Annotated in this window: 27 protein-coding genes and 1 pseudogene; 11 read left to right on the top strand and 17 right to left on the bottom strand. The window is 62.4% G+C overall.

Features of this window, described 5'->3' with window-relative positions; translation table 11 throughout:
- Window positions 1-257 precede the first annotated feature (257 nt).
- Window positions 258-508, bottom strand: a pseudogene (locus AC1DXU_RS09465) (hypothetical protein).
- Window positions 509-637: 129 nt separating this feature from the next.
- Between AC1DXU_RS09465 and AC1DXU_RS09460 the strand changes: the two are divergent.
- A complete protein-coding gene (locus tag AC1DXU_RS09460) occupies window positions 638-901 on the top strand; it encodes a DUF982 domain-containing protein (RefSeq protein WP_477367390.1) in 264 nt (87 codons plus the stop codon).
- Window positions 902-1,004: 103 nt separating this feature from the next.
- Here AC1DXU_RS09460 and AC1DXU_RS09455 read toward each other — a convergent pair whose 3' ends face one another.
- The 10 genes from AC1DXU_RS09455 to AC1DXU_RS09410 form a co-directional block, all read right to left on the bottom strand.
- On the bottom strand, window positions 1,005-1,307 hold the full coding sequence (locus AC1DXU_RS09455; RefSeq protein WP_477367388.1) for a DUF982 domain-containing protein: 303 nt from the start codon (window positions 1,305-1,307) through the stop codon (window positions 1,005-1,007).
- A 161-nt stretch (window positions 1,308-1,468) separates the two neighbouring features.
- On the bottom strand, window positions 1,469-3,547 hold the full coding sequence (locus tag AC1DXU_RS09450; RefSeq protein WP_477367385.1) for an ATP-dependent helicase: 2,079 nt from the start codon (window positions 3,545-3,547) through the stop codon (window positions 1,469-1,471).
- A gap of 82 nt (window positions 3,548-3,629) precedes the next feature.
- Window positions 3,630-3,800, bottom strand: a complete 171-nt coding sequence (locus tag AC1DXU_RS09445) for a hypothetical protein (RefSeq protein WP_477367382.1) — start codon at window positions 3,798-3,800, stop codon at window positions 3,630-3,632.
- Window positions 3,801-4,245: 445 nt separating this feature from the next.
- Window positions 4,246-4,722 carry a DUF1801 domain-containing protein gene (locus AC1DXU_RS09440; protein WP_477367379.1) on the bottom strand — a complete coding sequence of 159 codons (477 nt, stop codon included), beginning with the start codon at window positions 4,720-4,722 and terminating at the stop codon, window positions 4,246-4,248.
- Window positions 4,719-5,135 (bottom strand): DUF1801 domain-containing protein, encoded by a 417-nt coding sequence (locus tag AC1DXU_RS09435; protein WP_477367377.1) that lies wholly within the window; start codon window positions 5,133-5,135, stop codon window positions 4,719-4,721. The genes AC1DXU_RS09440 and AC1DXU_RS09435 overlap by 4 nt, the downstream gene beginning before the upstream one ends.
- A gap of 106 nt (window positions 5,136-5,241) precedes the next feature.
- Entirely contained in the window at window positions 5,242-5,463 is a 222-nt protein-coding gene (locus AC1DXU_RS09430) for a hypothetical protein (protein WP_477272337.1), read from the bottom strand.
- A gap of 34 nt (window positions 5,464-5,497) precedes the next feature.
- The gene (locus AC1DXU_RS09425; protein ID WP_477367374.1) at window positions 5,498-5,890 is read right to left on the bottom strand and encodes a VOC family protein; all 393 of its coding nucleotides are present in this window, start codon (window positions 5,888-5,890) and stop codon (window positions 5,498-5,500) included.
- A 75-nt stretch (window positions 5,891-5,965) separates the two neighbouring features.
- On the bottom strand, window positions 5,966-6,397 hold the full coding sequence (locus AC1DXU_RS09420) for an SRPBCC family protein (RefSeq protein ID WP_477367371.1): 432 nt from the start codon (window positions 6,395-6,397) through the stop codon (window positions 5,966-5,968).
- A complete protein-coding gene (locus AC1DXU_RS09415) occupies window positions 6,394-6,717 on the bottom strand; it encodes an ArsR/SmtB family transcription factor (RefSeq protein ID WP_477248176.1) in 324 nt (107 codons plus the stop codon). The genes AC1DXU_RS09420 and AC1DXU_RS09415 overlap by 4 nt, the downstream gene beginning before the upstream one ends.
- 169 nt (window positions 6,718-6,886) lie before the next feature.
- Window positions 6,887-7,828: a LysR substrate-binding domain-containing protein gene (locus AC1DXU_RS09410; protein WP_477367368.1), complete on the bottom strand. Its 942-nt coding sequence runs from the start codon at window positions 7,826-7,828 to the stop codon at window positions 6,887-6,889.
- Between the two features lie 111 nt (window positions 7,829-7,939).
- On the opposite strand from AC1DXU_RS09410, the gene AC1DXU_RS09405 reads away from it, so the two are divergent.
- From AC1DXU_RS09405 to AC1DXU_RS09390, 4 genes are all read left to right on the top strand, one after another.
- Window positions 7,940-8,773 carry a hypothetical protein gene (locus AC1DXU_RS09405; protein ID WP_477367365.1) on the top strand — a complete coding sequence of 278 codons (834 nt, stop codon included), beginning with the start codon at window positions 7,940-7,942 and terminating at the stop codon, window positions 8,771-8,773.
- Window positions 8,767-9,687: a DMT family transporter gene (locus AC1DXU_RS09400; RefSeq protein WP_477367362.1), complete on the top strand. Its 921-nt coding sequence runs from the start codon at window positions 8,767-8,769 to the stop codon at window positions 9,685-9,687. Before AC1DXU_RS09405 ends, AC1DXU_RS09400 begins: the two co-directional genes overlap by 7 nt.
- Complete coding sequence (locus tag AC1DXU_RS09395) at window positions 9,680-9,898, top strand: hypothetical protein (RefSeq protein WP_477319330.1); 219 nt, start codon at window positions 9,680-9,682, stop codon at window positions 9,896-9,898. The genes AC1DXU_RS09400 and AC1DXU_RS09395 overlap by 8 nt, the downstream gene beginning before the upstream one ends.
- A 165-nt stretch (window positions 9,899-10,063) precedes the next feature.
- Entirely contained in the window at window positions 10,064-10,510 is a 447-nt protein-coding gene (locus tag AC1DXU_RS09390) for a Ros/MucR family transcriptional regulator (protein WP_477367359.1), read from the top strand.
- A gap of 142 nt (window positions 10,511-10,652) precedes the next feature.
- Here the strand turns inward: AC1DXU_RS09390 and AC1DXU_RS09385 are convergent, their stop codons facing one another.
- Together AC1DXU_RS09385 and AC1DXU_RS09380 are read right to left on the bottom strand one after the other, a co-directional pair.
- Window positions 10,653-11,324, bottom strand: a complete 672-nt coding sequence (locus AC1DXU_RS09385) for a Crp/Fnr family transcriptional regulator (protein WP_477367356.1) — start codon at window positions 11,322-11,324, stop codon at window positions 10,653-10,655.
- Between the two features lie 281 nt (window positions 11,325-11,605).
- Window positions 11,606-11,809 (bottom strand): hypothetical protein, encoded by a 204-nt coding sequence (locus AC1DXU_RS09380; RefSeq protein ID WP_477367353.1) that lies wholly within the window; start codon window positions 11,807-11,809, stop codon window positions 11,606-11,608.
- A gap of 365 nt (window positions 11,810-12,174) precedes the next feature.
- Between AC1DXU_RS09380 and AC1DXU_RS09375 the strand changes: the two genes are divergently transcribed.
- The 6 genes from AC1DXU_RS09375 to AC1DXU_RS09350 all read left to right on the top strand — a co-directional run bounded on the left by AC1DXU_RS09375 (window position 12,175) and on the right by AC1DXU_RS09350 (window position 19,336).
- Window positions 12,175-14,052, top strand: coding sequence for an ABC-F family ATP-binding cassette domain-containing protein (locus AC1DXU_RS09375; RefSeq protein WP_477367350.1), 1,878 nt, complete (start codon window positions 12,175-12,177; stop codon window positions 14,050-14,052).
- A gap of 232 nt (window positions 14,053-14,284) precedes the next feature.
- A complete protein-coding gene (locus tag AC1DXU_RS09370) occupies window positions 14,285-16,405 on the top strand; it encodes a molybdopterin-containing oxidoreductase family protein (protein ID WP_477367348.1) in 2,121 nt (706 codons plus the stop codon).
- Window positions 16,406-16,492: 87 nt separating this feature from the next.
- Entirely contained in the window at window positions 16,493-17,404 is a 912-nt protein-coding gene (gene speB / locus AC1DXU_RS09365; protein WP_477367345.1) for an agmatinase, read from the top strand.
- Window positions 17,405-17,465: 61 nt separating this feature from the next.
- The gene (gene dapB, locus AC1DXU_RS09360; protein WP_477367342.1) at window positions 17,466-18,251 is read left to right on the top strand and encodes a 4-hydroxy-tetrahydrodipicolinate reductase; all 786 of its coding nucleotides are present in this window, start codon (window positions 17,466-17,468) and stop codon (window positions 18,249-18,251) included.
- Between the two features lie 303 nt (window positions 18,252-18,554).
- Complete coding sequence (locus tag AC1DXU_RS09355; RefSeq protein ID WP_477367339.1) at window positions 18,555-18,785, top strand: DUF680 domain-containing protein; 231 nt, start codon at window positions 18,555-18,557, stop codon at window positions 18,783-18,785.
- A gap of 305 nt (window positions 18,786-19,090) precedes the next feature.
- Window positions 19,091-19,336 (top strand): DUF680 domain-containing protein, encoded by a 246-nt coding sequence (locus AC1DXU_RS09350; RefSeq protein ID WP_477368920.1) that lies wholly within the window; start codon window positions 19,091-19,093, stop codon window positions 19,334-19,336.
- 72 nt (window positions 19,337-19,408) lie between these two features.
- Here the strand turns inward: AC1DXU_RS09350 and AC1DXU_RS09345 are convergent, their stop codons facing one another.
- From AC1DXU_RS09345 to purM, 4 genes are read right to left on the bottom strand one after another with little or no spacing between them, the layout of a single operon-like run.
- Window positions 19,409-19,924 carry a SixA phosphatase family protein gene (locus tag AC1DXU_RS09345; RefSeq protein WP_477367336.1) on the bottom strand — a complete coding sequence of 172 codons (516 nt, stop codon included), beginning with the start codon at window positions 19,922-19,924 and terminating at the stop codon, window positions 19,409-19,411.
- Window positions 19,925-19,933: 9 nt separating this feature from the next.
- A complete protein-coding gene (locus AC1DXU_RS09340) occupies window positions 19,934-20,275 on the bottom strand; it encodes a hypothetical protein (RefSeq protein WP_477367333.1) in 342 nt (113 codons plus the stop codon).
- A 15-nt stretch (window positions 20,276-20,290) separates the two neighbouring features.
- Complete coding sequence (gene purN / locus AC1DXU_RS09335; RefSeq protein ID WP_477367330.1) at window positions 20,291-20,998, bottom strand: phosphoribosylglycinamide formyltransferase; 708 nt, start codon at window positions 20,996-20,998, stop codon at window positions 20,291-20,293.
- The gene (gene purM, locus AC1DXU_RS09330) at window positions 20,995-22,074 is read right to left on the bottom strand and encodes a phosphoribosylformylglycinamidine cyclo-ligase (protein WP_477367327.1); all 1,080 of its coding nucleotides are present in this window, start codon (window positions 22,072-22,074) and stop codon (window positions 20,995-20,997) included. Before purM ends, purN begins: the two co-directional genes overlap by 4 nt.
- Window positions 22,075-22,080: the final 6 nt, after the last annotated feature.

Below are 22,080 nucleotides of genomic sequence, written 5' to 3'. Positions count from 1 at the left end.
TGTTGATCGGCGACGAGCCATTCGTCGGCCAGACGCAAGACCACGCCGCCACGATCTCATCGAACTCAGGGCGATTCTGATCGTCGCGCTCATTTCGGTGGAGCGGCTTTGCCGTTGCACGAGGAGCAATCGCCGGCGCGGCGGCGCGGTCTCGCCAGCAGCAGGCCGCCAGTCGGAGTGATCTCTCTCGCTAACTCGATTTTGGAAGCCTGCGACGCGGCGGAAAACCCGTCGCGCCAAGACTATGTCGGGCAGGGCTATTCCATGTCGGGTACGTCGCCGCTGGCGAAAGGCACGGTCGGTGGTCCGTAGTCACCAAGCGCCGGGTCGGCATCGCGGCTCCAGGCAATCACGCCGACATGCTTGCGGCGAGCCCCTTGGCCGCTCGGACGGCGCGGTCCTCGCTCTGCTGGTGGGCCGGCCCGAAGGCCGCGAACAGCTCGCCGTCCTCACCGCGGTCAAAGGCGACGACAACGATCAGCTTCGGGTTCTTTTGGCCGTCAGACATGTTGGGAACCCAGGGTCTGTTGAGTGCCGAGGCACGAGGCTGCGGCGCGGTGTGACGATGTCAACAGATCCCTATCATAATATCGCGAATTGAGTCGCGTTCGGCTTCAGCTTCTGGTGAGATGACGCCATGCGGGATCAGCATTTCGACGAGCCTGTTCGGGTCGCGCTCGGCCGATCGGGAAACATCATCTTTACCGTCGAGCGCGTCGCCCAAGCGGCCGACATCTTGCTCAATCGCTGGCCGGCCAAGACGGGCCGCTTTCACATTGCCGCCCGCAAGGCCTGCCTCGCAGCCCTGGAAGGGCTGAAGGAGGCCCGCTACGCCCGTGCGGCGTTCATCAATGCGGCAATCGAGGCCGACATCCTGGTCGAGCGCGACAGGGTCGTCTAGCGCTGTAGTGAGATTGGCCTAGCTCGCTATTCCTCCGGTTGTTGAAAAACGGCCCGCACCAACGCGGGCCGTTCAAAATAGCGCAGTGGTTTGCGTCCTGATGTCAGGCGGCGTAGCCGCCATAGCCACGAGCGACCGGCTTGACCGAGATGATCGGCGCGGCGGCAGGCCACAGCACACCTGCCGTGACGGCAAAGGTGATCAGGGCATCCCGCGCGGCTTCGGTCGAGATCTCGCCGGCACTTGCCGCCTCACAGGCATTCACGGCCGCGCCATAGCTCAGGCGCCGGCGCGACGGCGGAAATTCGGTCAGGAACTCATGCATTTCAAAGAGCGAAGCGAGCATGCGCTTGTGGCCGGCGCCAACGGTCACGGCAACCGGGGTGAAGAACATCCTGTCGTTCATTCTGGCCTCTCGAGTTGGGCGGAGGTGACGGCGGTCGCCGCTCTCCGATCAGGGTCGGACGCCGGGAAACGCAGATTGCGGCCTGAGGTTCCAAAAATATCGAGATTTTTTCGCTGGCGACATTCACGTCAAACGGCATTCGTAGGTGGGCGCCAACAAGACTACTTCCACATGCCGCGCATGCGGGCGCCGAGGTCGACACGCACCTGCGGTTGCCGGCGCGGATCGTCCGTGGCTCGCACACTGGCCCATGACGTCTGTTCGAAGGCGCCAAGGATCGAGGCCGGGATGAAGCGGGTGCGCGAGGCATAGACGTGGCGGTCGCCGCGCGCCGCCTGGCCGTGGGTGAAAAAACGCTGCGGCGTCACCAGGTGCAGGCCATCCTTGGCCCGCGTCATCGCCACATAGAGCAGCCGGCGCTCTTCATCGATATCTTCCTTGGTGCCGACGCCGAGATCGGCCGGGATGCAGCCATCGACGGTGTTGAGCACGAAGACGTTCTTCCACTCCTGGCCCTTGGCCGAATGGATGGTCGACAGGATCAGATAGTCCTCGTCGCGATGCGGCGGCCCGGCCTGGTCGCTGGTCGCATCCGGCGGGTCGAGCGTCAGTTCGGTGAGGAAGCGCTCGCGCGAAAAATAGCCGGCGCCGATCTGTTCGAGTTGCAAAAGATCAGCCCGGCGCGTCGTTGCGTCCTCGTGCATGCGCTCGAGATGCGGCTCGTACCACAGCCTGACCAGTTCAAGATCGCCCGGCCATTTCGCGCCGGCGCGCAGGCCGGAAAACAAGGCGACGAATGCCGGCCAGTCTTCGACCGCGCGTTGCGGCGGCCGATAGCGCGCAAGGCCCATCGCCTCGTCGAGCGACGTCGCCATGGTCTCGACGATCTGCGACGCCGCCGAAGGGCCGATGCCGGGCAGGAGCTGCAGCACGCGAAACCCGGCGACGCGGTCGCGCGGGTTCTCGGCAAAGCGCAGCACCGCCAGCACGTCCTTGACATGGGCGGCATCGAGGAATTTCAGCCCGCCGAACTTGACGAACGGGATGTTGCGGCGCGTCAGCTCGATCTCCAGCGGGCCGCTGTGGTGCGAGGTGCGAAACAGTACCGCTTGCGTGATAAGCGCCGTGCCGGCCTCGCGCTCGGCCAGGATCGCCTGGCAGACATAATTCGCCTGTTCGGCCTCGTCGCGGACGCTGACCAGCTTCGGCTTTTGCGACGATTTGCGCTCCGACCAGAGATTCTTGGTGAAGCGCTCCGAAGCCTCGGAGATGACCGCATTGGCGGCGGCCAGGATCGTCTCGGTCGAGCGGTAGTTGCGCTCCAGCATGATGACATCGGCGGGCTGCGCGAACTGTTTTGGGAAATCGAGAATGTTGCGCACTTCGGCGGCGCGAAACGAATAGATCGACTGCGCGTCATCGCCGACCACCGTCAGCCCGGCGCCGTCCGGCTTCAGCGCTGTGAGGATCGAGGCCTGCAGCCGGTTGGTGTCCTGATATTCGTCGACCAGCACATGGTCGAAGCGCTGGCCAAGATGGGCTGATATCTCCGGCTCCGCCGCCATCTGCGCCCAGTAGAGCAACAGATCGTCGTAATCGAGCACGTTCTGCGCCTGCTTGGCCTCAACGTAGCGGGCGAACAGCGCCTTTAGCTGGTCGGCCCAGCCGGCACACCACGGGAACGCCGACCCCAGCACCTCGCCAAGCGGCGCCTGCGCGTTGACGGCACGCGAATAGATCGCAAGGCAAGTCCCCTTGGTCGGAAAACGGCTCTCCGTCTTTGAAAAACCGAGCTCGTGGCGGGCTAGGTTCATCAGGTCGGCGGAATCCTCGCGGTCGTGGATGGTGAAGGCCGGATCGAGGCCGATCTCCAGCGCGTAGTCGCGCAGCAACCGGGCGCCGATGCCGTGAAAGGTGCCGGCCCATGTCAGCGCATCGGTGATGATGGAAGCATCGCGGCCCAGCACCTCGCCGGCGATACGCTGGACCCGTTTGGCCATTTCCGATGCGGCCCGGCGCGAAAACGTCATCAACAGGATGCGCCTTGGATCAGCGCCTTTGACGATCAGATGCGCGACGCGATGCGCAAGCGTGTTGGTCTTGCCGGAACCCGCACCCGCGATCACCAGAAGCGGCCCGGCAATCTGGCCGTCGCCATGCTCAACGGCCAGCCGCTGCTGGTCGTTCAGCTTGGCGAGATAGGCCGGCTGGAAACTCGAATCACGTGCGACGATGGTCATCGCCCATCAAGCATCGTTTCCGCTTTTGTTGGCAACGGGGCAGCGTTCGCAGAGCGGGAGCGCCGGGGAACGACGCGGCGGGCTAACGCAGAGGGTCGACACCCATTGCCGCCGACTGTCGCCTCAGCGCCTCGCGATTGGCCTGCGACGGCATCAGCAGCGGGTCGACATTGCCCGGCACGTCGTCGATCACCTGTTTGGTGACGCGATAGGCGAGATAAGCGATGGTTCCGGCTATGAGCAGACGGATCATGATTGCACCTCCGTTGGTCTAGACCAACCGGGGAGGCGGCTTTTGGTTCCGCGATTGTCCTGCAACATTGAGTCCGCGCAACCAAATCGGGCACCGCCTCGTTGTCCAACGAGAGGAGGTTGCTATGAAAAAGCTCCCGATCTTGCTCATACTGGCGGCGGCGCTGGCTGTCGCGGGTTGCGACAACAATGTTCCACCAACCAACGCCACTGGTGGCGATCAGGTCGCTCCCACGCTCTAGCCGGCAACAGGCGCTGAACCGGCTACGCCAACCGCGCAATGACGATCGGGGCAGGGTGGGGAAAGGAGGCCGGCGCCGCTTGGGAGGTTGCCTGATAGCGCCGGCCAGGCGGATATCAGGTCCGCCGCGCGGCGGAGGATAGCTGAGTCTTTCCCTTGCGTCATGGTGCGATTGCGGACGGCGCTCTGACCACTCGCAGAAGGGTCAAGGCGCGAGAAAGCCGGGCAACGCGGCGGCCTGCTTCACCCAGCTCGCCATCTGCGCCTCGTCGAGCTCGTCGCCTTCGCGGATGTCGAGGTAGCGCGTGTCCTTGCCCTTGCTGGCGCCGGGCGGGACCGGTCGCAGCGACATGCCGCGGAAGAAGGTCACTTTGACGTAGCGCGTGAAGCAATGGATGCCAAGGAACCAGCCTTGGCCCTCCATGCCGTACAATGGCGAGTTCCATTTGACCGCCTTGCGCACGTCGGGGAGGGTACGCACGATGAGCGCGTCGAGGCGGTGCCCGACCTGCCGTTTCCAGCCTGGCATTGCCGCGATGTAGGCTTGGACCGGCGCGTCGCCGTCTGCCTTCGCGATCTGAGGGTTGCCGCCCGAGAGGAGCTTCATAGGTTCGGCCTTCGCGCTTGCCTTCGCCAGCGCAGTGGCCTTGCTCGTCTTGGCCGCTTCCCCAACACGCTTCATGTCGTCTGCTTCTGTACCTTCGCTCGCGTGCCCGCTGACGTTTTCTTCTTCGATTTGGCCTGATTGTAATCAATAGCGGCGCGGATGAGATTTTTCAGAGCCTGCTCATCAATCTCATCGTCTTCGAAAAGATCGATGGCTCGCCACACCTTGCCGCCAAAACCGGCGTTGAAGAGCTTATCGGGATCCGCGAGGCTCGCGCCATGGGAAAAGGTAAGCTTCACCTTGTCCTTGTGGGCGTTGCCGACCGCGATCATTCCGTCGCGAGACCACACCGGGCTTCCCATCCACTTCCATTCCTCGATGATACCAGGGTCGGTTTCAAGGATGCTCTTGCGGATGCTGGCGAGCTTTTTGCCACGCCAGTCTGGGAGCCCAGCGATCAGCTGATCGATTTGTTGTGATGGGTTCATTGTATGCCTCGAAGTCTTGTCTCTCGATGCGATTTGCCTGCGGCGGTCTTCGCGATCACCGCAGCCTCGCCGTGGGCCTTCCTGGGCGCCTTGCTTGCCATTGCGTTCAGGCGCCGGCGCGCCGTTCGCCACGCCATTTGGTGGCATAGGGTAGCACGAACATATAGAGCCCCGTGAACAGCAGCAGGAAGAGTGGCAAGAGCGGCGCGTAGACCACCCAGGCGGGAGGCTGCCCCAATCCCATGGCGACGAAGTTGGCGATGACGGTCACCGTAAAGGCGATGGACAACCAACGGTGGCTCTGCCGGATCCAATTGTTCCAGTTCAATGCAACCTCCTTTGAAAAACGAACAAGGCCCGCCCTACCAGCGCGCCAGCTGGGTGATTTGGATGAGGTTGCCGCAGTTGTCGTTCAGCTGCGCGATGGTCGAGCCGGTCACCTCGGTCGGCGGCATGGCAAACTCGGCGCCGCGCGCCTTGATGCGCTCGTAGTCGCCGTTGACGTCGTCGGTGAAGAACATGACCGCGGGCTGACCCTGCTGGAATATGGCTTGCTGGTAGGCCTTGGCTGCCGGGTTGTCGTTGAGCGCGAGTTGCAGCTCGGTCCCATCAGGCTCGTCGGGTGAGGCCACGGTCAGCCAACGATAGGGCCCGTTGCTGAAATCGGCCTTCTTGGTAAGGCCCAGCACGTCGGTGTAGAAGCGCAGGGCGTTTTCCTGGTTGTCCACGTACACGCTGGTCAACTTGATCTTCATTGCTATTGCTCCGTTGTTGCGTTTGGGTGTGCCGCTCTGGAGACAGGGCCTGGCTCTGATTTGCGCGGGCAGACTTCACTCTGTCCGCGCCAGGACCTGCTCCAGATTTGCAAAGAACTGCCGCCACCCGGCATGGGCGCCGCCAAAGGCCTGCTTCTGATCCGGCCGGAAGCCCGACTGCTCCATGCGCAGGTGAGTCCCCGCGCTCGTTGGCGTGAGCGCAAAGGTCACCACGCTCTCTAGATTGTAGGCGGCATCGTCGTGCGCAAAATTCCAGGTGTAGGAGAGCGTCTTGTTCGGCTCGACGGCGAGGACCTCGCAGTCCAACACACCGCCCCAGTCTCCGCTCAGATTGAAACTATGGCCTACGACAGCTTTGAAATCGTTCTTCATCAGCCACTCCGCGATGAGGTGCGGTTGTGTCAGCGCGCGCCAGATCTTTTCCGGCGGGTAGGGGATTTCACGTTCGACAATGACCGAGCGCCTTTGCGTCGCGGTATTGCTCATTGGTCCATCCTTTTTAGCAGATCTTCGAGGTCGTCGAACCGGCTTTCCCAAAACCCGGCCATCTCACTTGTCCAGTCGAGCAGCGGTGCAAGCGCGTTGAGCTGTGCGCTATAGTGGGTCTGTCGTCCTTCATGGCGGTCGCGCACCAGCCCGGCCTGCCTAAGCACGCCGAGATGCTTTGAAACGGCCGGTTGTGAGACCCCGGACTGCGCTGTCAGCGCCCCCACTGTCTGTTCGCCTTGGCGGCACAGGCGCTCGAAAATTCCCCGACGCGTGGGATCGGCCAATGTTCTGAAGAGCATATCGTGAGCGTTCGTCATGTGAGATCGATAACCCGCTGGCTATTGATTTACGTATAACCGCCGAGATATATGTGAGTCAAGCGGGACCATGGAACGGCACATGGTTCTTGTCGGATGCGGGGGGCGTGTCGGCGGGCAATCAATCCGATGCTGGCTTAAGCAGATGGCTGCCGAAGGCCGCCGCCGTTCAGCCGCTGGTCTCGAGATCCAACTGGCTCTGCGTCATCGCCGCCTCGGTCATTACCCAGTGCTTGAACAGCGCCACCTTGCGTGCGGCAAGCGCCTTGTCCGGGCAGACGAAATACCACCCGGCCGTATTCGGGTGGTGGATGGCAAACGGAGCGACCAGCCTTTCGGCGCGGATGTCGCTGGCCATGTAGGCACGGTTGGCCACAGCAAATCCCAGCCCGGCATTGGCCGCCTCGTAGGACATCATGCACGAGTCAAAGAAGATGCTCTTGGCTTCTTCGAGTACGGAACTGGCGCCGGCGAAGCCGAGCCAGGATTCCCAGTTCTGGGTGCAGGTGTCGGAATGCAGCAGCGTGAAGTATCTGAGATCGTCCGGCGTCACTCTCGACAGCGGCTTGTGGCCGAGAACCTGATGGAAGAGTTTGCGGCTGCACACCGGCGTCAGGTCTTCTCTGAACAGCAGTTCGGATTGCAGATCGGGAAAGCTGCCGTCGCCATAGCGGATTTCGACATCGTATTCGGACGTCGGGAATTCGTGCGTCGCGTAGGAGGTTGCAACGTGCATCTCGATCTCGGGATGTTGCTGCTGGAACAGTGGCAGGCGCGGAAACAGCCAGCGCGCCGCAAATGTCGGCAGCACCGATATTTTCAGCACATGCTCCTGCGACTGCCCGGTCGCTTCCATGCTCGCCGCGACGATGCGCTCGAGCGCTTCGCGAACCCGCGACACATAGGTCTCGCCCTCGGGCGTCAACGAAACGGCATTGCCGCCGCGCAGGAAAATCTTGAAGCGCAGCTGGTCCTCAAGGCTTTTGACGCGCTGGCTGACCGCCGAAGCGGTTATGAATTGCTCTTCTCCGGCGCGCGTAAAATTCTTATGCCGCGCAGCACTCTCCACGATTTTCAGCGAATTGAGGTTGACCTGACTGAGCAGACGCACGGGTTTCGACCTTAAGCTTGGCTTACGGTAGCACCAGCATTCCTAATTTTACAGGGGGGGCTAATTTAATCAACTGTCATTTAAGTCCCGCCCCCATCCTGGAGAAGTAACATGAACGCACATAGCATTCCCGAACTGCGTTACGCGATGAGTCGCGAAGCCATCATCGGTCACGAAACGGCGTGGAAGATCTCGAGCTTCGGTGTCGCGCAGTATCGCCATGGCTATGATCCGGCACTGCTTGCCGCGATCGAGGAGGCTGCGCTGAAGCTCAAGGGCAGCCACGCCGTTCACAAACATCTCGATCTCACCTTCATCACCGGCGCCGACCGCTTCATTCCGGAGATCAAGGAACTCCTGCATGACAAGCTGCGTCTGGACCGGCTGTCCGACATGATGGGCACCAAGCTGGAGCCGTATCCGCTGTCGATCGTCGGCTCGACCGTCACCTTCATGAATCCTAAGGATGGCGCCGTCGACTGGCATTGCGACGGCGTTCCGGTCACCGAACTCATTCCGCTGTCGATCAGCGACCCGCTGGTCGGTGGCCATCTCGAAATCTACTGCGACGATTCCGAGACCGGCCGTGCCATCCTCGAAACCGGCCGCGAGATCCCGCGCAACCGCGTCATGCGCATCGACCACAAGATGAACTACGCCACGCTTGGCCAGTTCCTTGGCGTCCTGCATCGCACAGCCCCTATCCAACTTGGCGAGCGCGTTACGCTGGTGCTGAACCAGCGCTCGGTGGCCAAGCCCTATGTCGATGACAACCGCATGTTCTATCTTGCCGCCGACAACGATCATGACCGCGAATGGGTCAACGAACTGGCCGAGGATGTCTGGACCAACCAGCTGCCGGCTTATCGCCGGTTCGAAGAGGAACGTCCGGTGCCGGTAGCTACGGATGCGCCGGTTTCGGGCGGGGCAAGGGACACATGGTAGCCAAATCCGCGCTGGTCTTTGCCGCCGGCGCGGTCGCCTTGTGGTCGACCAACGCGCTGGTCGGCAAATCCTTGCTGGCAAACTATCCGGTATCGCTGGTGCAGTTTCTGCAATTCGTCGGAGCGGCACTGGTCTTCGTCATTATCCGATTGATGTCTAGCGAGAACGTCCGGCCGGAAAATGCCCTGCCGGAAAACGCCGTGCCAAAGGACATCATCACGGCAGCGAAGGCCGCACTGGTACCGGTCGCGGTCGGCTTTATCGGTCTGGTCGGCACGATGGTGCTGCAATACATCGCTTTCGCCTCGATGCCGGTGATCGAAGCCAATCTTGTCGCCTACACCTGGCCATTGATGGTCGCGGCGGCGGTGATCGTCCTGGAACACCCGCGACGCCCGGTGCTGCTCGGGCTGACCGCCGCGCTCGGCTTTGTCGGCGTGGCGCTGGTCATTTCCGGCGGCCGCGAAGCTTCCTGGTTCCAGGGCAATCTCATCGGCTACCTCGCAGCCTTCGGATCGGCGCTGTGCATGGCTTTCTACTCGATCGTCGTCGGTCGCCTTGCCGCCTCGCCGGACCGTCTGCTTTTGCCGTCGGCCCTGATCGGTGTGGTTCTGACGCTGCTGTGGTGCGTTCATGACGGCATCGTCTGGCCAGCCGGTGCGGACCTGCTTCTGGGGCTCTATCTCGGGGCCGGTCCGATGGGGCTCGGCTACTACTTCTGGTCGCGCGCCCTCAAGCTCGAAGGCGGTGGCAAGGTTGCGATCGTCGCCTATCTTACGCCGATCGCCTCGACACTTCTGCTGACCCTCTCCGGCGAAAGGCTGACGATGACGGCGATTGCCGGTGCCGTCCTCGTCATCGGCAGCTGCATTGCGGTGGGCGTCGAACGCTCGGAGGCTGGAAACCATGCTTGATGACGATGAACGTCTCGCCAGACAGGAAGCGTACTGGCTGATCAGGGAGTTCGGCGCCGAAGCGCCACTTTACGCCGCGATGAAGGCGGAAAAGGCGATCGAGCACAGAGATTTCGGTCGCTGCGCCCATTGGAAGCGTATTCTGGAGATACTGGCCGACTCCAGTCCCGCCAAGTCTGCGGATTCAAAGTCTGCCGCTGCCAAGTATTAGATTTTCTAATTTGCACGGTCCGAGTCTTCGGTAGAAACATCATCTCGTTCCGAGTCTTGATGGTTTACTGAGATTTGGGCGTCCCGTTGGGGGGATGAATTTAAATCGATACATCAAGAAAACTCTAGAAAAAGTCGGCAAATTACAACCGACGGGAGAAAAAGAATGTCCAGTATCGACAACAAGACAGCTATCGAACTAACCGCCGACATCGTCTCTGCCTATGTCGGCAACAATCCGCTTCCAGCATCCGGCCTGCCGGATTTGATCGCCAGCGTCAGCGCATCGGTTCGCAAGCTGGGCAGCATTGCCGAAGCGGAAAGCGTCACCCTCACTCCAGCCGTCAACCCGAAGCGGTCGGTGTTTCCCGACCACATCGTCTGCCTGGAGGATGGCAAGAAGTTCAAGTCGCTGAAGCGACACCTCAGCACCGACCATCATCTCAGCCCGGACGAATACCGGGCCAAGTGGGGTCTGCCGCCGGATTACCCGATGGTGGCGCCAAACTACTCGGCCACCCGCTCGGCGCTGGCAAAATCCTCGGGGCTTGGCCGCAAGCCGGCCACGCCTGCCGCCGCAGCCAAGGTGACGAAGCGCAAGGCAAAAACCTGAGCGCAGGCCGACCGCTGAAAAGCGGTCGTCGCTTGCAGTATCAGTCATAAAACGGCGCGCTGTCGGCGCGCCGTTTTATGCGCTTTGTGCGGTCAAGGCCGGGCTTGTCGGCCGCACGGCACCGGCCGGCAGCTCTTACTCTTCATCGCCTTATCTGGGGTTGGTCATGCAGGACCACGCTCAGCAACGAACTATGCACCACAAGCTTTCCATTGTAGTCGATGAATCCAAGTTCGCGGAACTTGTTCATGAAGTAGCTGACTCTCGGTCGCGTTGTGCCAATCATTTCGGCAAGCGTTTCCTGGTTGACCTTGCCGAGAATGGGTTCGGGCTTCCCTTCTTTGCCGAAATTTGCCAGCAATAGAAGTGCACGTGCCAGGCGCTTTTCGCTCGAATTGAAAAGCTGATCGACCAGATCCTCTTCCACGCGGATGGTTCGCGCCAGAAGGTGGGCGATGAACATTTCCGAAAAGGCCGGCTCGTCGTGAAGGACGCCCATGATCGCCTTCCTGTCGAGCCGCATGATCTCGCAATCCGTCATCGCATTTGCCGTGGCCATGCGACGTGTCTGGCCAGCCAGGCAGCCTTCGCCGAAGAAATCGTCGGTGCTCATTATGGCGACGACGGCTTCCTTTCCCTGTTTGGAGAGGACACTGACTTTGACCTGGCCCTCGTTGATGTAGAAGACCGAATCCGCGACATCGCCTTGCGAGAATATCTTCTGGTTGGGTTCATGCCGTGTGATCGTTCGCCCAAGATCGGCTTTCGCCAAAAATGCCTTCGGATCGAATGGCTGATCTGATTTGCCTTCCATCGGTTGCCTCATCCAGCGACCAGATTGGTTTGTAAGCGGATAATATCATGATGTTGGCCAGGCATCAGCTTCGATGAAACAAAATCCGGTCAATATTGACCAAACGCGGCGCGCCGCGAAGGCTATCCAGTTGCGGTCGGCGTCATTCGGGTTGTTCCTCCCTCCCGATTGTCTGGCGTCTTGACGAGTCTCCGGCCGGGGCTTTTTCGCCAGGCAAGGCATGCCCGGCAGCCTGATGTCGACGAGTAGCGGGAAGCAGAACGCCAGGCGCAACACTAGCGTTACCCAAGCGCTGTTGCGGCCAAGGTTTGCTGGGATGCGATCTCCTCTCGCAGCGTGTCGGCAATCTCCGCCAGGCTGTGGCCGGCCTCGGGATGGGCGTCGTGCAACAGGCCGGCAACGGTTGCGACGTCCAGCCTGTGTTGACGCCGCTCGGCATCGGCAACGGCATCTGCGATCTTGAGCGCCAGGGGAAGCGCAGGCATCCTCGAACCTCCAATGCCACTCTGGTTCATTCGAGTCCGACCGGGAGTTTGTGAGCGCCTCCCGGTTTTCCGATTCAGGCCAAGCTGCTTCCGCCGCCACGTTGAAAATCCCCGGCCGGGGTTTCTGCTGGCGTAACCAATCGCGGGCGGGGGGCTGGGGCGCTATTGGATTTTCGTCAGCCATACAAGGTTTAGGCCGCACGCCGGGCGCCAGTCTGTTCAATATTGACCACCGGGTGCAGACAGCCGAGCCGATAAACATTGACTTCCAAGCCATCCTTATGCGGCCAACCCAGAGCGAACTTGTTCGTCTCTTGGCTCGCAAGGCCTTGCGAAGCGCCGGTCTCCCGTGCAAAAGCGCCGCTATGCTTGTTATTTCAGACCTTTCGCTCCGCATGGCCGGACGCCTGCTTCTCGACCATGCCTCGCTGACCTTGCCGGCCGGCACCAAGGCCGGGCTTGTCGGCCGCAACGGCACCGGCAAGACGACGCTGTTCAAGGCCATCACCGGCGACCTCGCTTCCGAGACCGGTTCGATTAGCCTGCCCAAGAACACCCGCATCGGCCAGGTGGCGCAGGAAGCGCCCGGCACCGAGGATGCGCTGATCGAGATCGTGCTCAAGGCCGACCTTGAACGCTCGGCTCTGCTCGAAGAGGAAAAGACCGCCACCGATCCGCACCGCATCGCCGACATCCACATGCGATTGGCCGACATCGATGCGCATTCGGCCGAGTCGCGCGCGGCCACCATTCTCGCCGGCCTCGGCTTTGACGATGCCGCGCAGCGGCGCCCGGCCTCGTCCTTTTCCGGCGGCTGGCGCATGCGCGTGGCGCTCGCCGCCGTGCTGTTTTCCGAACCTGACCTTTTGCTGCTCGACGAACCGACCAACTATCTCGATCTCGAAGGCACGCTGTGGCTGGAGAATTATGTCTCCAAATATCCGCACACCGTGCTCCTGATCTCGCACGACCGCGACCTGCTCAACCGTGCCGTCAACTCGATCGTCCATCTCGACCAGAAGAAGCTGACCTTCTGGCGCGGCGGCTACGACCAGTTCGAGCGCCAGTACACCGAGCAGAAGGAGTTGCAGGAAAAGGGCCGCGTCAAGCAGGAAGCCGCGCGCAAGCACATGGAATCCTTCGTCGAGCGCTTCCGCGCCAAGGCCTCCAAGGCCAGGCAGGCGCAATCGCGCATCAAGGCGCTGGAGAAGATGAAGCCGATCGCGGCCATCGTGAACGACACGGTGCGGCCGTTCTCCTTCCCCGAGCCGGTGAAGACGGTGGCCTCACCCATTGTCGCGCTGAACAACGTCAATGTCGGCTATACCGAGGGACAGCCGATCCTGAAGAAGATGACACTGCGCATCGATGCCGACGACCGCATCGCGTTGCTCGGCGCCAACGGCAACGGCAAGTCGACCTTCGCCAAGCTTCTGTCCGGCCGCTTGAAACAGGAGAGCGGCACCATGACGGTGGCGCCCGGGCTGAAGGTGGCGATCTTCGCCCAGCACCAGCTCGACGATCTGCGGCCTGAGGAGAACGCCTATGAGCATGTGCGCCGGCTGATGCCGGAGGCGCCGGAATCCAAGGTGCGCGGCCGCGTTGCCCAGTTCGGCCTGACCACCGAGAAGATGAACACCGCCGCCAAGGACCTTTCGGGCGGCGAGAAGGCGCGGCTGTTGATGGGCCTGTCAGCCTTCGAGGGGCCGAACCTGTTCATCCTCGACGAGCCGACCAACCATCTCGACATCGACAGCCGCGAATCGCTGATCCATGCCCTGAACGAGTTTCCCGGCGCCGTCATCCTGATCTCGCACGACCGCCATCTGCTCGAAGCGACTGCCGACAGGCTGTGGCTGGTCAAGGACGGCGCGGTCAATCCCTATGATGGCGATCTCGAAGACTACAAGACGCTGGTCACCGGTGTATCAGGCGACCGTCGCGGCAAGCGCGAGGCCGACAAGGCGTCAAAAGCCGACCGCCGCCGCGATGCGGCCGCGCGCCGCGCCGCCTTCGAGCCGCTGGCCAAGGAAATCCGCGCCACCGAGGCGCTGATGGACCGCATCCGCAAACGCATCGACGGCATCGAGGACGAGCTGGCCAATCCGGCGATCTATGAGAAGGATCCATCGACGGCCACCAGGCTGGCCAAGGAGCGTTCGCAACTGGCCCAGACCCTTGCCAGCCACGAGGAAAAATGGCTGTCGATGTCGGCGGAGTATGAAGAAGGCACGGCGGAGTGAGTGCGTAATCTCCCCCCTCGTGGGGGAGATGCCCGGTAGGGCAGAGGGGGGCGCTGTCCCGCCAACCTGTCAGCCTTTTTTGCAATCTCTCACCGCTGGCTTCCGTGACGAATAGATAGGCTGCGATCCTTCGCGCCCCCCTCTGTCCTGCCGGACATCTCCCCCACAAGTGGGGAGATTGGCTAATCATCTGGCCCTACACGCTGCCGCCGAAACCCGCTAGACACCCCCCATGAACCAACACGCCAAGCTCAGAATCGGCCATTCGGCCTGTCCGCATGACTGCCCGTCGACCTGCGCGCTCGAAGTCGAGCTGCTCGACGATAAGCGCATCGGCCGCGTCCATGGCGCCAAGGCCAACAGCTACACATCAGGCGTCATCTGCGCCAAGGTCGCCCGCTATGCCGACCGCGTCCATCATCCCGACCGGCTGCTGAAGCCGCTGATCCGCGCCGGCGCCAAAGGCGAGGGCGCCTGGAAGGAAGCGAGCTGGGAGGCAGCACTCGATCTCGTCGCCGAGAAATTCATAGCGGCCGAGGCAAAGTACGGCTCGGAGACGGTGTGGCCCTACTACTATGCCGGCACGATGGGGCTGGTGCAGCGTGACGGCATCGACCGGTTGCGCCATGCCAAGAAATACTCCGGCTTTTTCGGTTCGATCTGCACCAACCTGGCTTGGACCGGCTGGATGGTGGGCGCGGGTGCGCTACGTGGTCCCGACCCGCGCGAGATGGCCAAATCCGACTGCGTGGTGATCTGGGGCACCAATGCCGTGGTCACGCAGGTCAATGTCATGACCCACGCCATCAAGGCGCGCAAGGAACGCGGCGCCAGGATCGTCGTCATCGACGTCTATGAGAATGCGACGATGAAGCAGGCCGATCTCGGCCTGGTGCTGAAGCCCGGCACCGACGGCGCGCTGGCCTGCGCGGTCATGCATGTGCTGTTCAGGGAGGGGATGGCCGACCGCGCTTACCTCGAAAAATACACCGACGACCCGAAGGGGTTGGAAACGCATCTCAGGACAAAGACGCCCGAATGGGCCGCCGACATCACCGGACTATCGGTCGCCGAGATCGAGGCCTTCGCCCGCCTCGTCGGCACGACAAAGAAAACCTATTTTCGTCTCGGCTATGGCTTTGCGCGCCAGCGCAACGGCTCGGTCAACATGCACGCCGCGTCCTGCATCGCCGCGGTCACCGGCAGCTGGCAGTATGAAGGCGGCGGCGCCTTCCATTCCAATTCGGGTATCTTCAAACTCAACCAGGATGTGCTGGAAGGCACGAAGATGCGCGATTCCAGTATCCGCTATCTCGACCATTCGCGCATCGGCCCGGTGCTGACGGGTGCGAGCGACGCGCTCTATGGCGGCCCGCCGGTGACGGCGATGCTGATCCAGAACACCAATCCGGCCAATGTCGCGCCGGAGCAGCGGCTGGTGAGGCAAGGTTTCCTACGCGACGACCTTTTCACCTGCGTGCACGAGCAGTTCATCACCGACACAGCCAAGCTCGCCGATGTCGTGCTGCCGGCGACGATGTTTTTGGAGCATGACGACGTCTACAAGGGCGGCGGCAACCAGCACATCACGCTCGGGCCGAAACTGATCGACCCGCCGGAAGGGCCGCGCACCAACCATTTCGTCATCGAGGAACTGGGAAAACGCCTCGGCGTCGCCGACCGGCCAGGTTTCGGCCTGACCGAGCAGCAGCACATCGACATCATTCTCGGTAAGCGCGGGTTGGGCAGCTTCGACAGCTTGAAGGAAGAGAAGTGGGTCGACCTGCAGCCGGATTTCGACACCGCGCATTTCATCAACGGTTTTGGCCATGCGGACGGAAAATTCCGCTTCCGTGCCGACTGGAGCGGGCAGGCCGCCCCCAACCGGCCGCCGAAAAGCATGGGCCTGTTCGGGCCGGTGGAGCGCCTGCCGGAATTTCCTGATCACGTCGATCTGATCGAGGTTGCGGATGAGGCGCACCCGTTCCGGCTGACGACATCGCCGGCGCGCAACTTCCTCAACTCGACCTTTGCCGAAACGCCGGTGTCGAAGGCCAAGGAGGGCCGGCCGGAATTGTTGCTGCATCCTGAGGATGCGGCAGCCCTTGGGCTCGCCGATGGCGGCCGCGTCGAGGTCGGCAACACGCGCGGCGAAGTGGTGCTGCACGCCAAATTCTTCGACGGCATCAAGCGTGGTGTCGTCGTCGCCGAAGGCATCTGGCCAAACAGCGCCCATGAGCGCGGCGAGGGCATCAACGTTCTGACCGGCGCCGATGCCCCGGCGCCCTATGGCGGTGCGGCCCTGCACGACAACAAGGTCTGGCTGCGCAAGCCTCAGGATCTGGGCGCGTAGAGCAATTCCAGGAGAAGTGTGAGCGGTTTTCCGTCCGGAATTGCGTAAAAACAAAGACATAGAGCAGTTCGGCGTTTCCGTGAAACGATGAACTGCTCTAGCCTCGCAATCCGCATCTGGCCCAAGCCCCAGCCGTCGCACGCGCCAGCTCGCGCAGCTATAGAGGCACCCTGTCTGCAGCAACTGGAGGATGCCATGGCCAAGGTTTCGCTTCTGGGCATCCCGCATGACGAGAACTCATCCTATCTGCATGGCGCAGCCGCGGCGCCGCCGCTGATCCGGCGCGAATTGCACAGCGACGCCCACAGCTCGTGGAGCGAAACCGGCTTCGACCTCACCGACCGCTTCGTCGATCATGGTGACATCGACTTCGCCGGCGCCGGCGACCTATGGCAGCGGATCGAGGCCGAGGTTGGCCGTGCGCTGGATGTCGGTCATCCGTTGATCAGCCTCGGCGGCGATCACGCGATCGCATGGCCGGTTCTGCGCGCCGTGCGTCGCCGCCAGCCCAGCCTGACAATCGTCCAGATCGACGCCCACCCCGACATGTATCATGCCTATCAGGGCAATCTGCGATCGCACACCTCGTCCTTCGCCCGCATCATGGAGGAGCGGCTCGCCGACCGGCTGATCCAGATCGGCTTGCGCACCCTCAACGACGAACTTCGCGACCAGGCCAAGCGCTTTGGCGTCGAGGTGATCGAGGCGCGTCACTTCGGCGAGGATCTGCGGCTGGACCTCAAGACGCCCGTCTACCTCTCGGTGGATCTCGACGGCCTCGATCCGGCGTTTGCGCCCGGCGTCTCCCACCGCGAGCCCGGAGGTCTCACGACCCGCCAGGTGATCAGCCTGATCCAGGGGATCGACCAACGAATCGTCGCCGCCGATGTCGTTGAATACAATGCGAGCCAGGATGTCTCCAACCTGACAGCGCTGGTCGCCGCCAAGCTGGTGAAGGAGATCGCCGGCATGATGCTGAAAACGAATGGTGCTGGATGATTTAATTTGGCAAGGCGGCGTATTAGACGATTGTTCCGACTTAGCCTTTCACAGGATCGCCATGCCGCAGCCGCTCAAGATAGCCATAGCTGGCGCGCTCGGCCGCATGGGGCGGCAGATGGCGGAAGCCGTCGCGTCCGATCCCCGGCTGGCGCTCGTCGCCCGCTTCCATCGGCCGGGCAGCACCAGTGAGGGCATGGTCGATCGCGACGAGGCGCTGGCGCTTGCCGATGTCGTTGTCGATTTCACCACGCCGGCGGCCTCCGTCGAACTGGCAAGGGCCTGCGCCGCTCGTGGCGGTCCAGCGCTGGTCATCGGCTCGACCGGCTTTGAACTGGCCGAGCTTGCCGCAATCGCCGAGGTGGCGAAGTCTATCGCCATCGTGCGATCCGGCAGCTACTCGCTCGGGCTCAATATGCTGATCGGACTGGTCGAGCAGGCCGCGTGGGCGCTTGGCACCGACGACTGCGATATCGAGATCCTAGAAGCGCATCACCGCATGAAGGTCGATGCGCCATCGGGCACGGCACTGATGCTGGGCGAGGCGGCCGCGCGCGGACGCGGCATCGAATTGGACGGTGTTGCAAGGCGCACCCGCGACGGCATTACCGGGGCACGCGTGCAAGGCGAGATCGGCTTTGCAGTGATGCGGGGTGGCGGCATCGTTGGCGAACACAGCGTCAGCTTGCTGGCCGAGGGCGAGACGCTCACGCTCACGCATTCAGCCGACGACCGCTCGATGTTCGCCCACGGCGCAATCGCCGCAGCCCTTTGGGTGGTGGGACGTCCGCCCGGCCAATACGACATGCGCGACGTGCTCGGGCTCGACAAAAAGACAGGACGCTGACTCGCTAATCCCTCGCGGGGCTACCATAGTCGCACTGTATCGTGATCGGTGAACGCCGGCCCTGCGATTGGTCGCGTCATATAGCCAGTGCTATAACTTAACTACATGATATTACGACAGAAAATTGTTTCCACAGTGTCATTTAGCAGATTTCAAGATCGAACCGAACGGTTCGGTTCGCACATTTTCGTGATTGGTAATGGCACCAAGGCAGGCCCATCTCGGAGTGGTCCGAGCGACGCGAATTCCTCCCAAGGCACGCCACTTGACGGACAGAACATTAGAAATACTGGAGTACTCAAGATGACCAAGATCTCTCTTACCGCCGCCGCCATCCTCGTCGCCACGGGCACCGCTTTTGCTCAAGGCAGCGACCACTATGGCGACAACAATGCCAACCAGCCGGTTGCCAACCAGTCGGCTTCCGATATCGACACCTTTCACACCGGCTCGATTGTGAGGTCTGAAAAGGCACAGGGTGACGCCAATGCCAATGTCCCGGCTCAGTCCGGCCGAGGCATCTGGGGCCGTTGATTCCACTAAATCTTCGACCACAAAGAGCGGCGGGCTTGGCCCGCCGCTCTTGTTTTTTCGGGGCCGAAATTCTCCCAGCCAGAACTTGAGTCACTCCGGCGGCAACCGGTTCCATCTTTTTGTTTGGCCATGATCCTTGCGCACCGGGATTAGGGATAGTCGCCCACGCCAGGCCGAGCCGCGGTCCTCCGCATTCCGCCAAATATCCGCGCATCGGGGAATAAAGTCGGGCCGCTCGGGGTCTTGCTACTAGCGGGGCCATCCTCCCAAGGCGCCGCTTGACCGACAAACAAGGAAACATCGAAATGACCAGGATCACTCTTATCGCCGCTGCGATGCTCGTTGCCTGTGGCAGCGCCTTTGCCGGTAGCGATCACTACGGTTCCGATAATGCCAACCAGCCAGTTGCCGCTGTTGACACCATGGCCACCGGTTCGTTCCGCAAGCCGGACATGGTCGAACACGACGGCCTCAAAAAACCCAAGGTGCCGACCTCACCCGGCGCAACCCAAAACTGGCCGGAGCCCGGCCAGGGCATCTGGGGCAATTGATCGCTCAGACCTCCAGGAGCGGCGGGCATGGCTCGTCGCTCCTGTCGTCCTGCCAGCCATCCAATCCGGCTGTTACGCCAGATCCTTCGGCCTGAGGCAATGCGTCAGCCGCGCCGCGCCGAAGGCGAGATCGGTCCAGTTGGTGTCAAGGACGAAACGGGCCAGCGCCGCGGTCGGGAATTTTTCCTCAAGCCGGCTCAGCGCCGAGCCATCCGATTGCGAACCGGCAAGGCGCCGCGCGAATTCTTCCAGCCCGGGATTGTGGCCGAGCACCAGAACGCTGTTGGTCGCGGCACTTGCCTTGCCCACCGCGGCGAGAATGTCCGCCGCCGTCGCTTCGTAGAGCGCCTCGGTAAATTCGACTGGCACGCCAATGGGCAATTCGGCAGCCACCAGCCGCCATGTGTCGCGCGTGCGCAGCGCCGGCGACACCAGCGCCAGATCGGGCAGCCAGCCGCGCCTCGCCAGTTCGCGTCCGACCAGCGGTGCTGCCTTTAGTCCGCGCCCGGATAGTGGCCGGTCGAAATCGGCAAGCCGGGGATCGTCCCAACTCGACTTGGCATGGCGCAGGAGGAGGAGCTGTTTCATCGATAAAACTCAGGACCAGGGGATGTCGGGTTGGAGGTCTCTGCCATACCCACCACCATACTTCATACCCGTCGCCGTATCGAAAGCCGCCCAGAGCGCATCAAAGATGAACAGCCCTACACGCCGTTCATCCTTATCCCATCTGACGGAAATGTCCGCTTCGGTGATGGTCCAAGGGCCCGATCGAATGTGGATTGCGTCGATGACCGGGCCTGCCGGATTTTGGTAGAGGTAGAAATATGCCGTGGCGTTTTGCGAGTCACCTGCCTCGTCATACTCGAACACGCCTGCCAGATCGCCTTTTGTCCGGATTGCGCTATCGAAAACGTCTATGGGCATGTTTTCTACCATGCGCCTTAAACCGCCTCAGGGCGTGATCCGCGCCAGCTGCTCGAGATCGCGCTCCTCGCGCAGCGGGTCGGGCGCCATCACCACCGAGGTGCCGTTGTCGGCGTCGTCGGCGAAGTGGGCGAGCACGGTGCGGCCGCCTTCCATGCGCGCCTTGCCCTCGGCGACCAGCCCCAGCGCCAGGGGATAGAGCCGGTGCTCGGCCTTCAGCACGCGCGCGGCCAGCGTGTCCTCATTGTCGCCGACCATCACCGGCACCGCCGCCTGGGCGATGATCGGCCCGTCGTCCATGTCCAGCGTAACGAAATGCACCGTGCAGCCATGAATGCGAATGCCGGCGCGCAGTGCCCGCGCATGCGTATCCAGACCCTTGAAGGCCGGCAGCAGGGCAGGGTGGATGTTGACCATCCGTCCCAGCCACTTCTCGACGAAACGCGCTCCCAAAATGCGCATATAGCCGGCCAGCGCCACGATCTCGGCACCGAACCCGACGAGCGCAGCGTCGATCGCCCCGTCATGGGCTTCCTTGCTGGCATAGTCGGAGCGCTGGATGACCTTGGTGGTGATGCCGCGGGCCGCGGCAATTCCAAGGCCGGCGGCATTGGCCCGGTCGGAAATGACGCCGACGATCTCTGCCGGATAGGCCGGGTCGCTGGCCGCCGCGATCAGCGCCGTCATGTTGGAACCGCGTCCCGAAATCAGCACAACGGTGCGTTTCTTGTTCATAGGCCGATCGAACCCCGATAGATGACGCCGGCATCACGGCGCGGCACGATGCGGCCGATCGGCGTCACCGTTTCACCGGCCTCCTGCAGCACGGCGGCGACTTGTGCCGCCTGGCCAGAGGTGACGACGAGGATCATGCCGACGCCGCAGTTGAAGGTGCGCATCATCTCTTCCGGCGCCACGCCGCCGGTCTTGGCCAGCCACGAGAACACCGCCGGCACCTCGATGGCGTCGAGGTCGAGTTCGGCCGAAAAGTCCTTGGGCAACACGCGCGGAATGTTTTCGGGAAAGCCGCCACCGGTGATATGGGCCAGCGCCTTGATGCCGTGCGTGTTGCGGATCGCCTTGAGGATCGACTTGACGTAGATGCGGGTCGGCTCGAGCAGCGCCTCGGCCAATGTCGCCTCGTCGTTGAACGGCGCCGGATCGCTCCAGGCCAGGCCGCTGGCGGCGACGATGCGGCGGACCAGCGAAAATCCGTTGGAATGCAGGCCGGACGAGGCGAGGCCGAGCAGCACGTCGCCTTCGACGATGTCGTCGGTCGGCAGCAACTGACCGCGTTCGGCGGCGCCCACGGCAAAGCCGGCAAGGTCGTAGTCCTTGCCATGATACATGCCGGGCATTTCCGCCGTCTCGCCGCCGATCAGCGCGCAGCCGGCCTGCCTGCAGCCTTCGGCGATGCCGCCGACGATCGAAGCCCCCTGGTCGGGGTCGAGCTTGCCGGTGGCGAAATAGTCGAGGAAGAACAGTGGCTCGGCGCCTTGCACGACGATGTCGTTGACGCACATGGCGACGAGGTCGATGCCGATCGTGTCGTGTTTGCCGGCATCGATGGCGATCTTCAGCTTGGTGCCGACGCCGTCATTGGCGGCAACCAGCACCGGATCGGTGAAGCCGGCGGCCTTGAGGTCGAACAGCCCGCCAAAACCACCGATCTCGCCATCGGCGCCCGGCCGGCGCGTCGCGCGCACCAGCGGCTTGATCTTCTCGACCATGAGATTGCCGGCATCGATGTCGACACCTGCTTCGGCATAAGTGAGCCCGTTCTTGCGCTTGGCTGTATCGCGCTTCGTCATGTCCGG

The organism is Mesorhizobium sp. P3_A10 (assembly GCF_056403175.1).
This window is presented reverse-complemented; position numbering and strand designations above follow the sequence as displayed.

Coding starts and splice junctions, on each gene's coding strand:
- AC1DXU_RS09390 (WP_477367359.1), top strand. CDS start 10,064: ATGTCCAGTATCGACAACAAGACAGCTATCGAACTAACCGCCGACATC.
- AC1DXU_RS09385 (WP_477367356.1), bottom strand. CDS start 11,324: ATGGAAGGCAAATCAGATCAGCCATTCGATCCGAAGGCATTTTTGGCG.
- AC1DXU_RS09455 (WP_477367388.1), bottom strand. CDS start 1,307: ATGAACGACAGGATGTTCTTCACCCCGGTTGCCGTGACCGTTGGCGCC.
- AC1DXU_RS09345 (WP_477367336.1), bottom strand. CDS start 19,924: ATGAAACAGCTCCTCCTCCTGCGCCATGCCAAGTCGAGTTGGGACGAT.
- AC1DXU_RS09445 (WP_477367382.1), bottom strand. CDS start 3,800: ATGATCCGTCTGCTCATAGCCGGAACCATCGCTTATCTCGCCTATCGC.
- AC1DXU_RS09340 (WP_477367333.1), bottom strand. CDS start 20,275: ATGGTAGAAAACATGCCCATAGACGTTTTCGATAGCGCAATCCGGACA.
- AC1DXU_RS09370 (WP_477367348.1), top strand. CDS start 14,285: ATGAACCAACACGCCAAGCTCAGAATCGGCCATTCGGCCTGTCCGCAT.
- purN (WP_477367330.1), bottom strand. CDS start 20,998: ATGAACAAGAAACGCACCGTTGTGCTGATTTCGGGACGCGGTTCCAAC.
- AC1DXU_RS09375 (WP_477367350.1), top strand. CDS start 12,175: ATGCTTGTTATTTCAGACCTTTCGCTCCGCATGGCCGGACGCCTGCTT.
- AC1DXU_RS09415 (WP_477248176.1), bottom strand. CDS start 6,717: ATGACGAACGCTCACGATATGCTCTTCAGAACATTGGCCGATCCCACG.
- AC1DXU_RS09380 (WP_477367353.1), bottom strand. CDS start 11,809: ATGCCTGCGCTTCCCCTGGCGCTCAAGATCGCAGATGCCGTTGCCGAT.
- AC1DXU_RS09355 (WP_477367339.1), top strand. CDS start 18,555: ATGACCAAGATCTCTCTTACCGCCGCCGCCATCCTCGTCGCCACGGGC.
- AC1DXU_RS09425 (WP_477367374.1), bottom strand. CDS start 5,890: ATGAAGATCAAGTTGACCAGCGTGTACGTGGACAACCAGGAAAACGCC.
- AC1DXU_RS09435 (WP_477367377.1), bottom strand. CDS start 5,135: ATGAACCCATCACAACAAATCGATCAGCTGATCGCTGGGCTCCCAGAC.
- AC1DXU_RS09420 (WP_477367371.1), bottom strand. CDS start 6,397: ATGAGCAATACCGCGACGCAAAGGCGCTCGGTCATTGTCGAACGTGAA.
- speB (WP_477367345.1), top strand. CDS start 16,493: ATGAACTGCTCTAGCCTCGCAATCCGCATCTGGCCCAAGCCCCAGCCG.
- AC1DXU_RS09405 (WP_477367365.1), top strand. CDS start 7,940: ATGAACGCACATAGCATTCCCGAACTGCGTTACGCGATGAGTCGCGAA.
- AC1DXU_RS09400 (WP_477367362.1), top strand. CDS start 8,767: ATGGTAGCCAAATCCGCGCTGGTCTTTGCCGCCGGCGCGGTCGCCTTG.
- purM (WP_477367327.1), bottom strand. CDS start 22,074: ATGACGAAGCGCGATACAGCCAAGCGCAAGAACGGGCTCACTTATGCC.
- AC1DXU_RS09440 (WP_477367379.1), bottom strand. CDS start 4,722: ATGAAGCGTGTTGGGGAAGCGGCCAAGACGAGCAAGGCCACTGCGCTG.
- AC1DXU_RS09350 (WP_477368920.1), top strand. CDS start 19,091: ATGACCAGGATCACTCTTATCGCCGCTGCGATGCTCGTTGCCTGTGGC.
- AC1DXU_RS09450 (WP_477367385.1), bottom strand. CDS start 3,547: ATGACCATCGTCGCACGTGATTCGAGTTTCCAGCCGGCCTATCTCGCC.
- AC1DXU_RS09395 (WP_477319330.1), top strand. CDS start 9,680: ATGCTTGATGACGATGAACGTCTCGCCAGACAGGAAGCGTACTGGCTG.
- dapB (WP_477367342.1), top strand. CDS start 17,466: ATGCCGCAGCCGCTCAAGATAGCCATAGCTGGCGCGCTCGGCCGCATG.
- AC1DXU_RS09460 (WP_477367390.1), top strand. CDS start 638: ATGCGGGATCAGCATTTCGACGAGCCTGTTCGGGTCGCGCTCGGCCGA.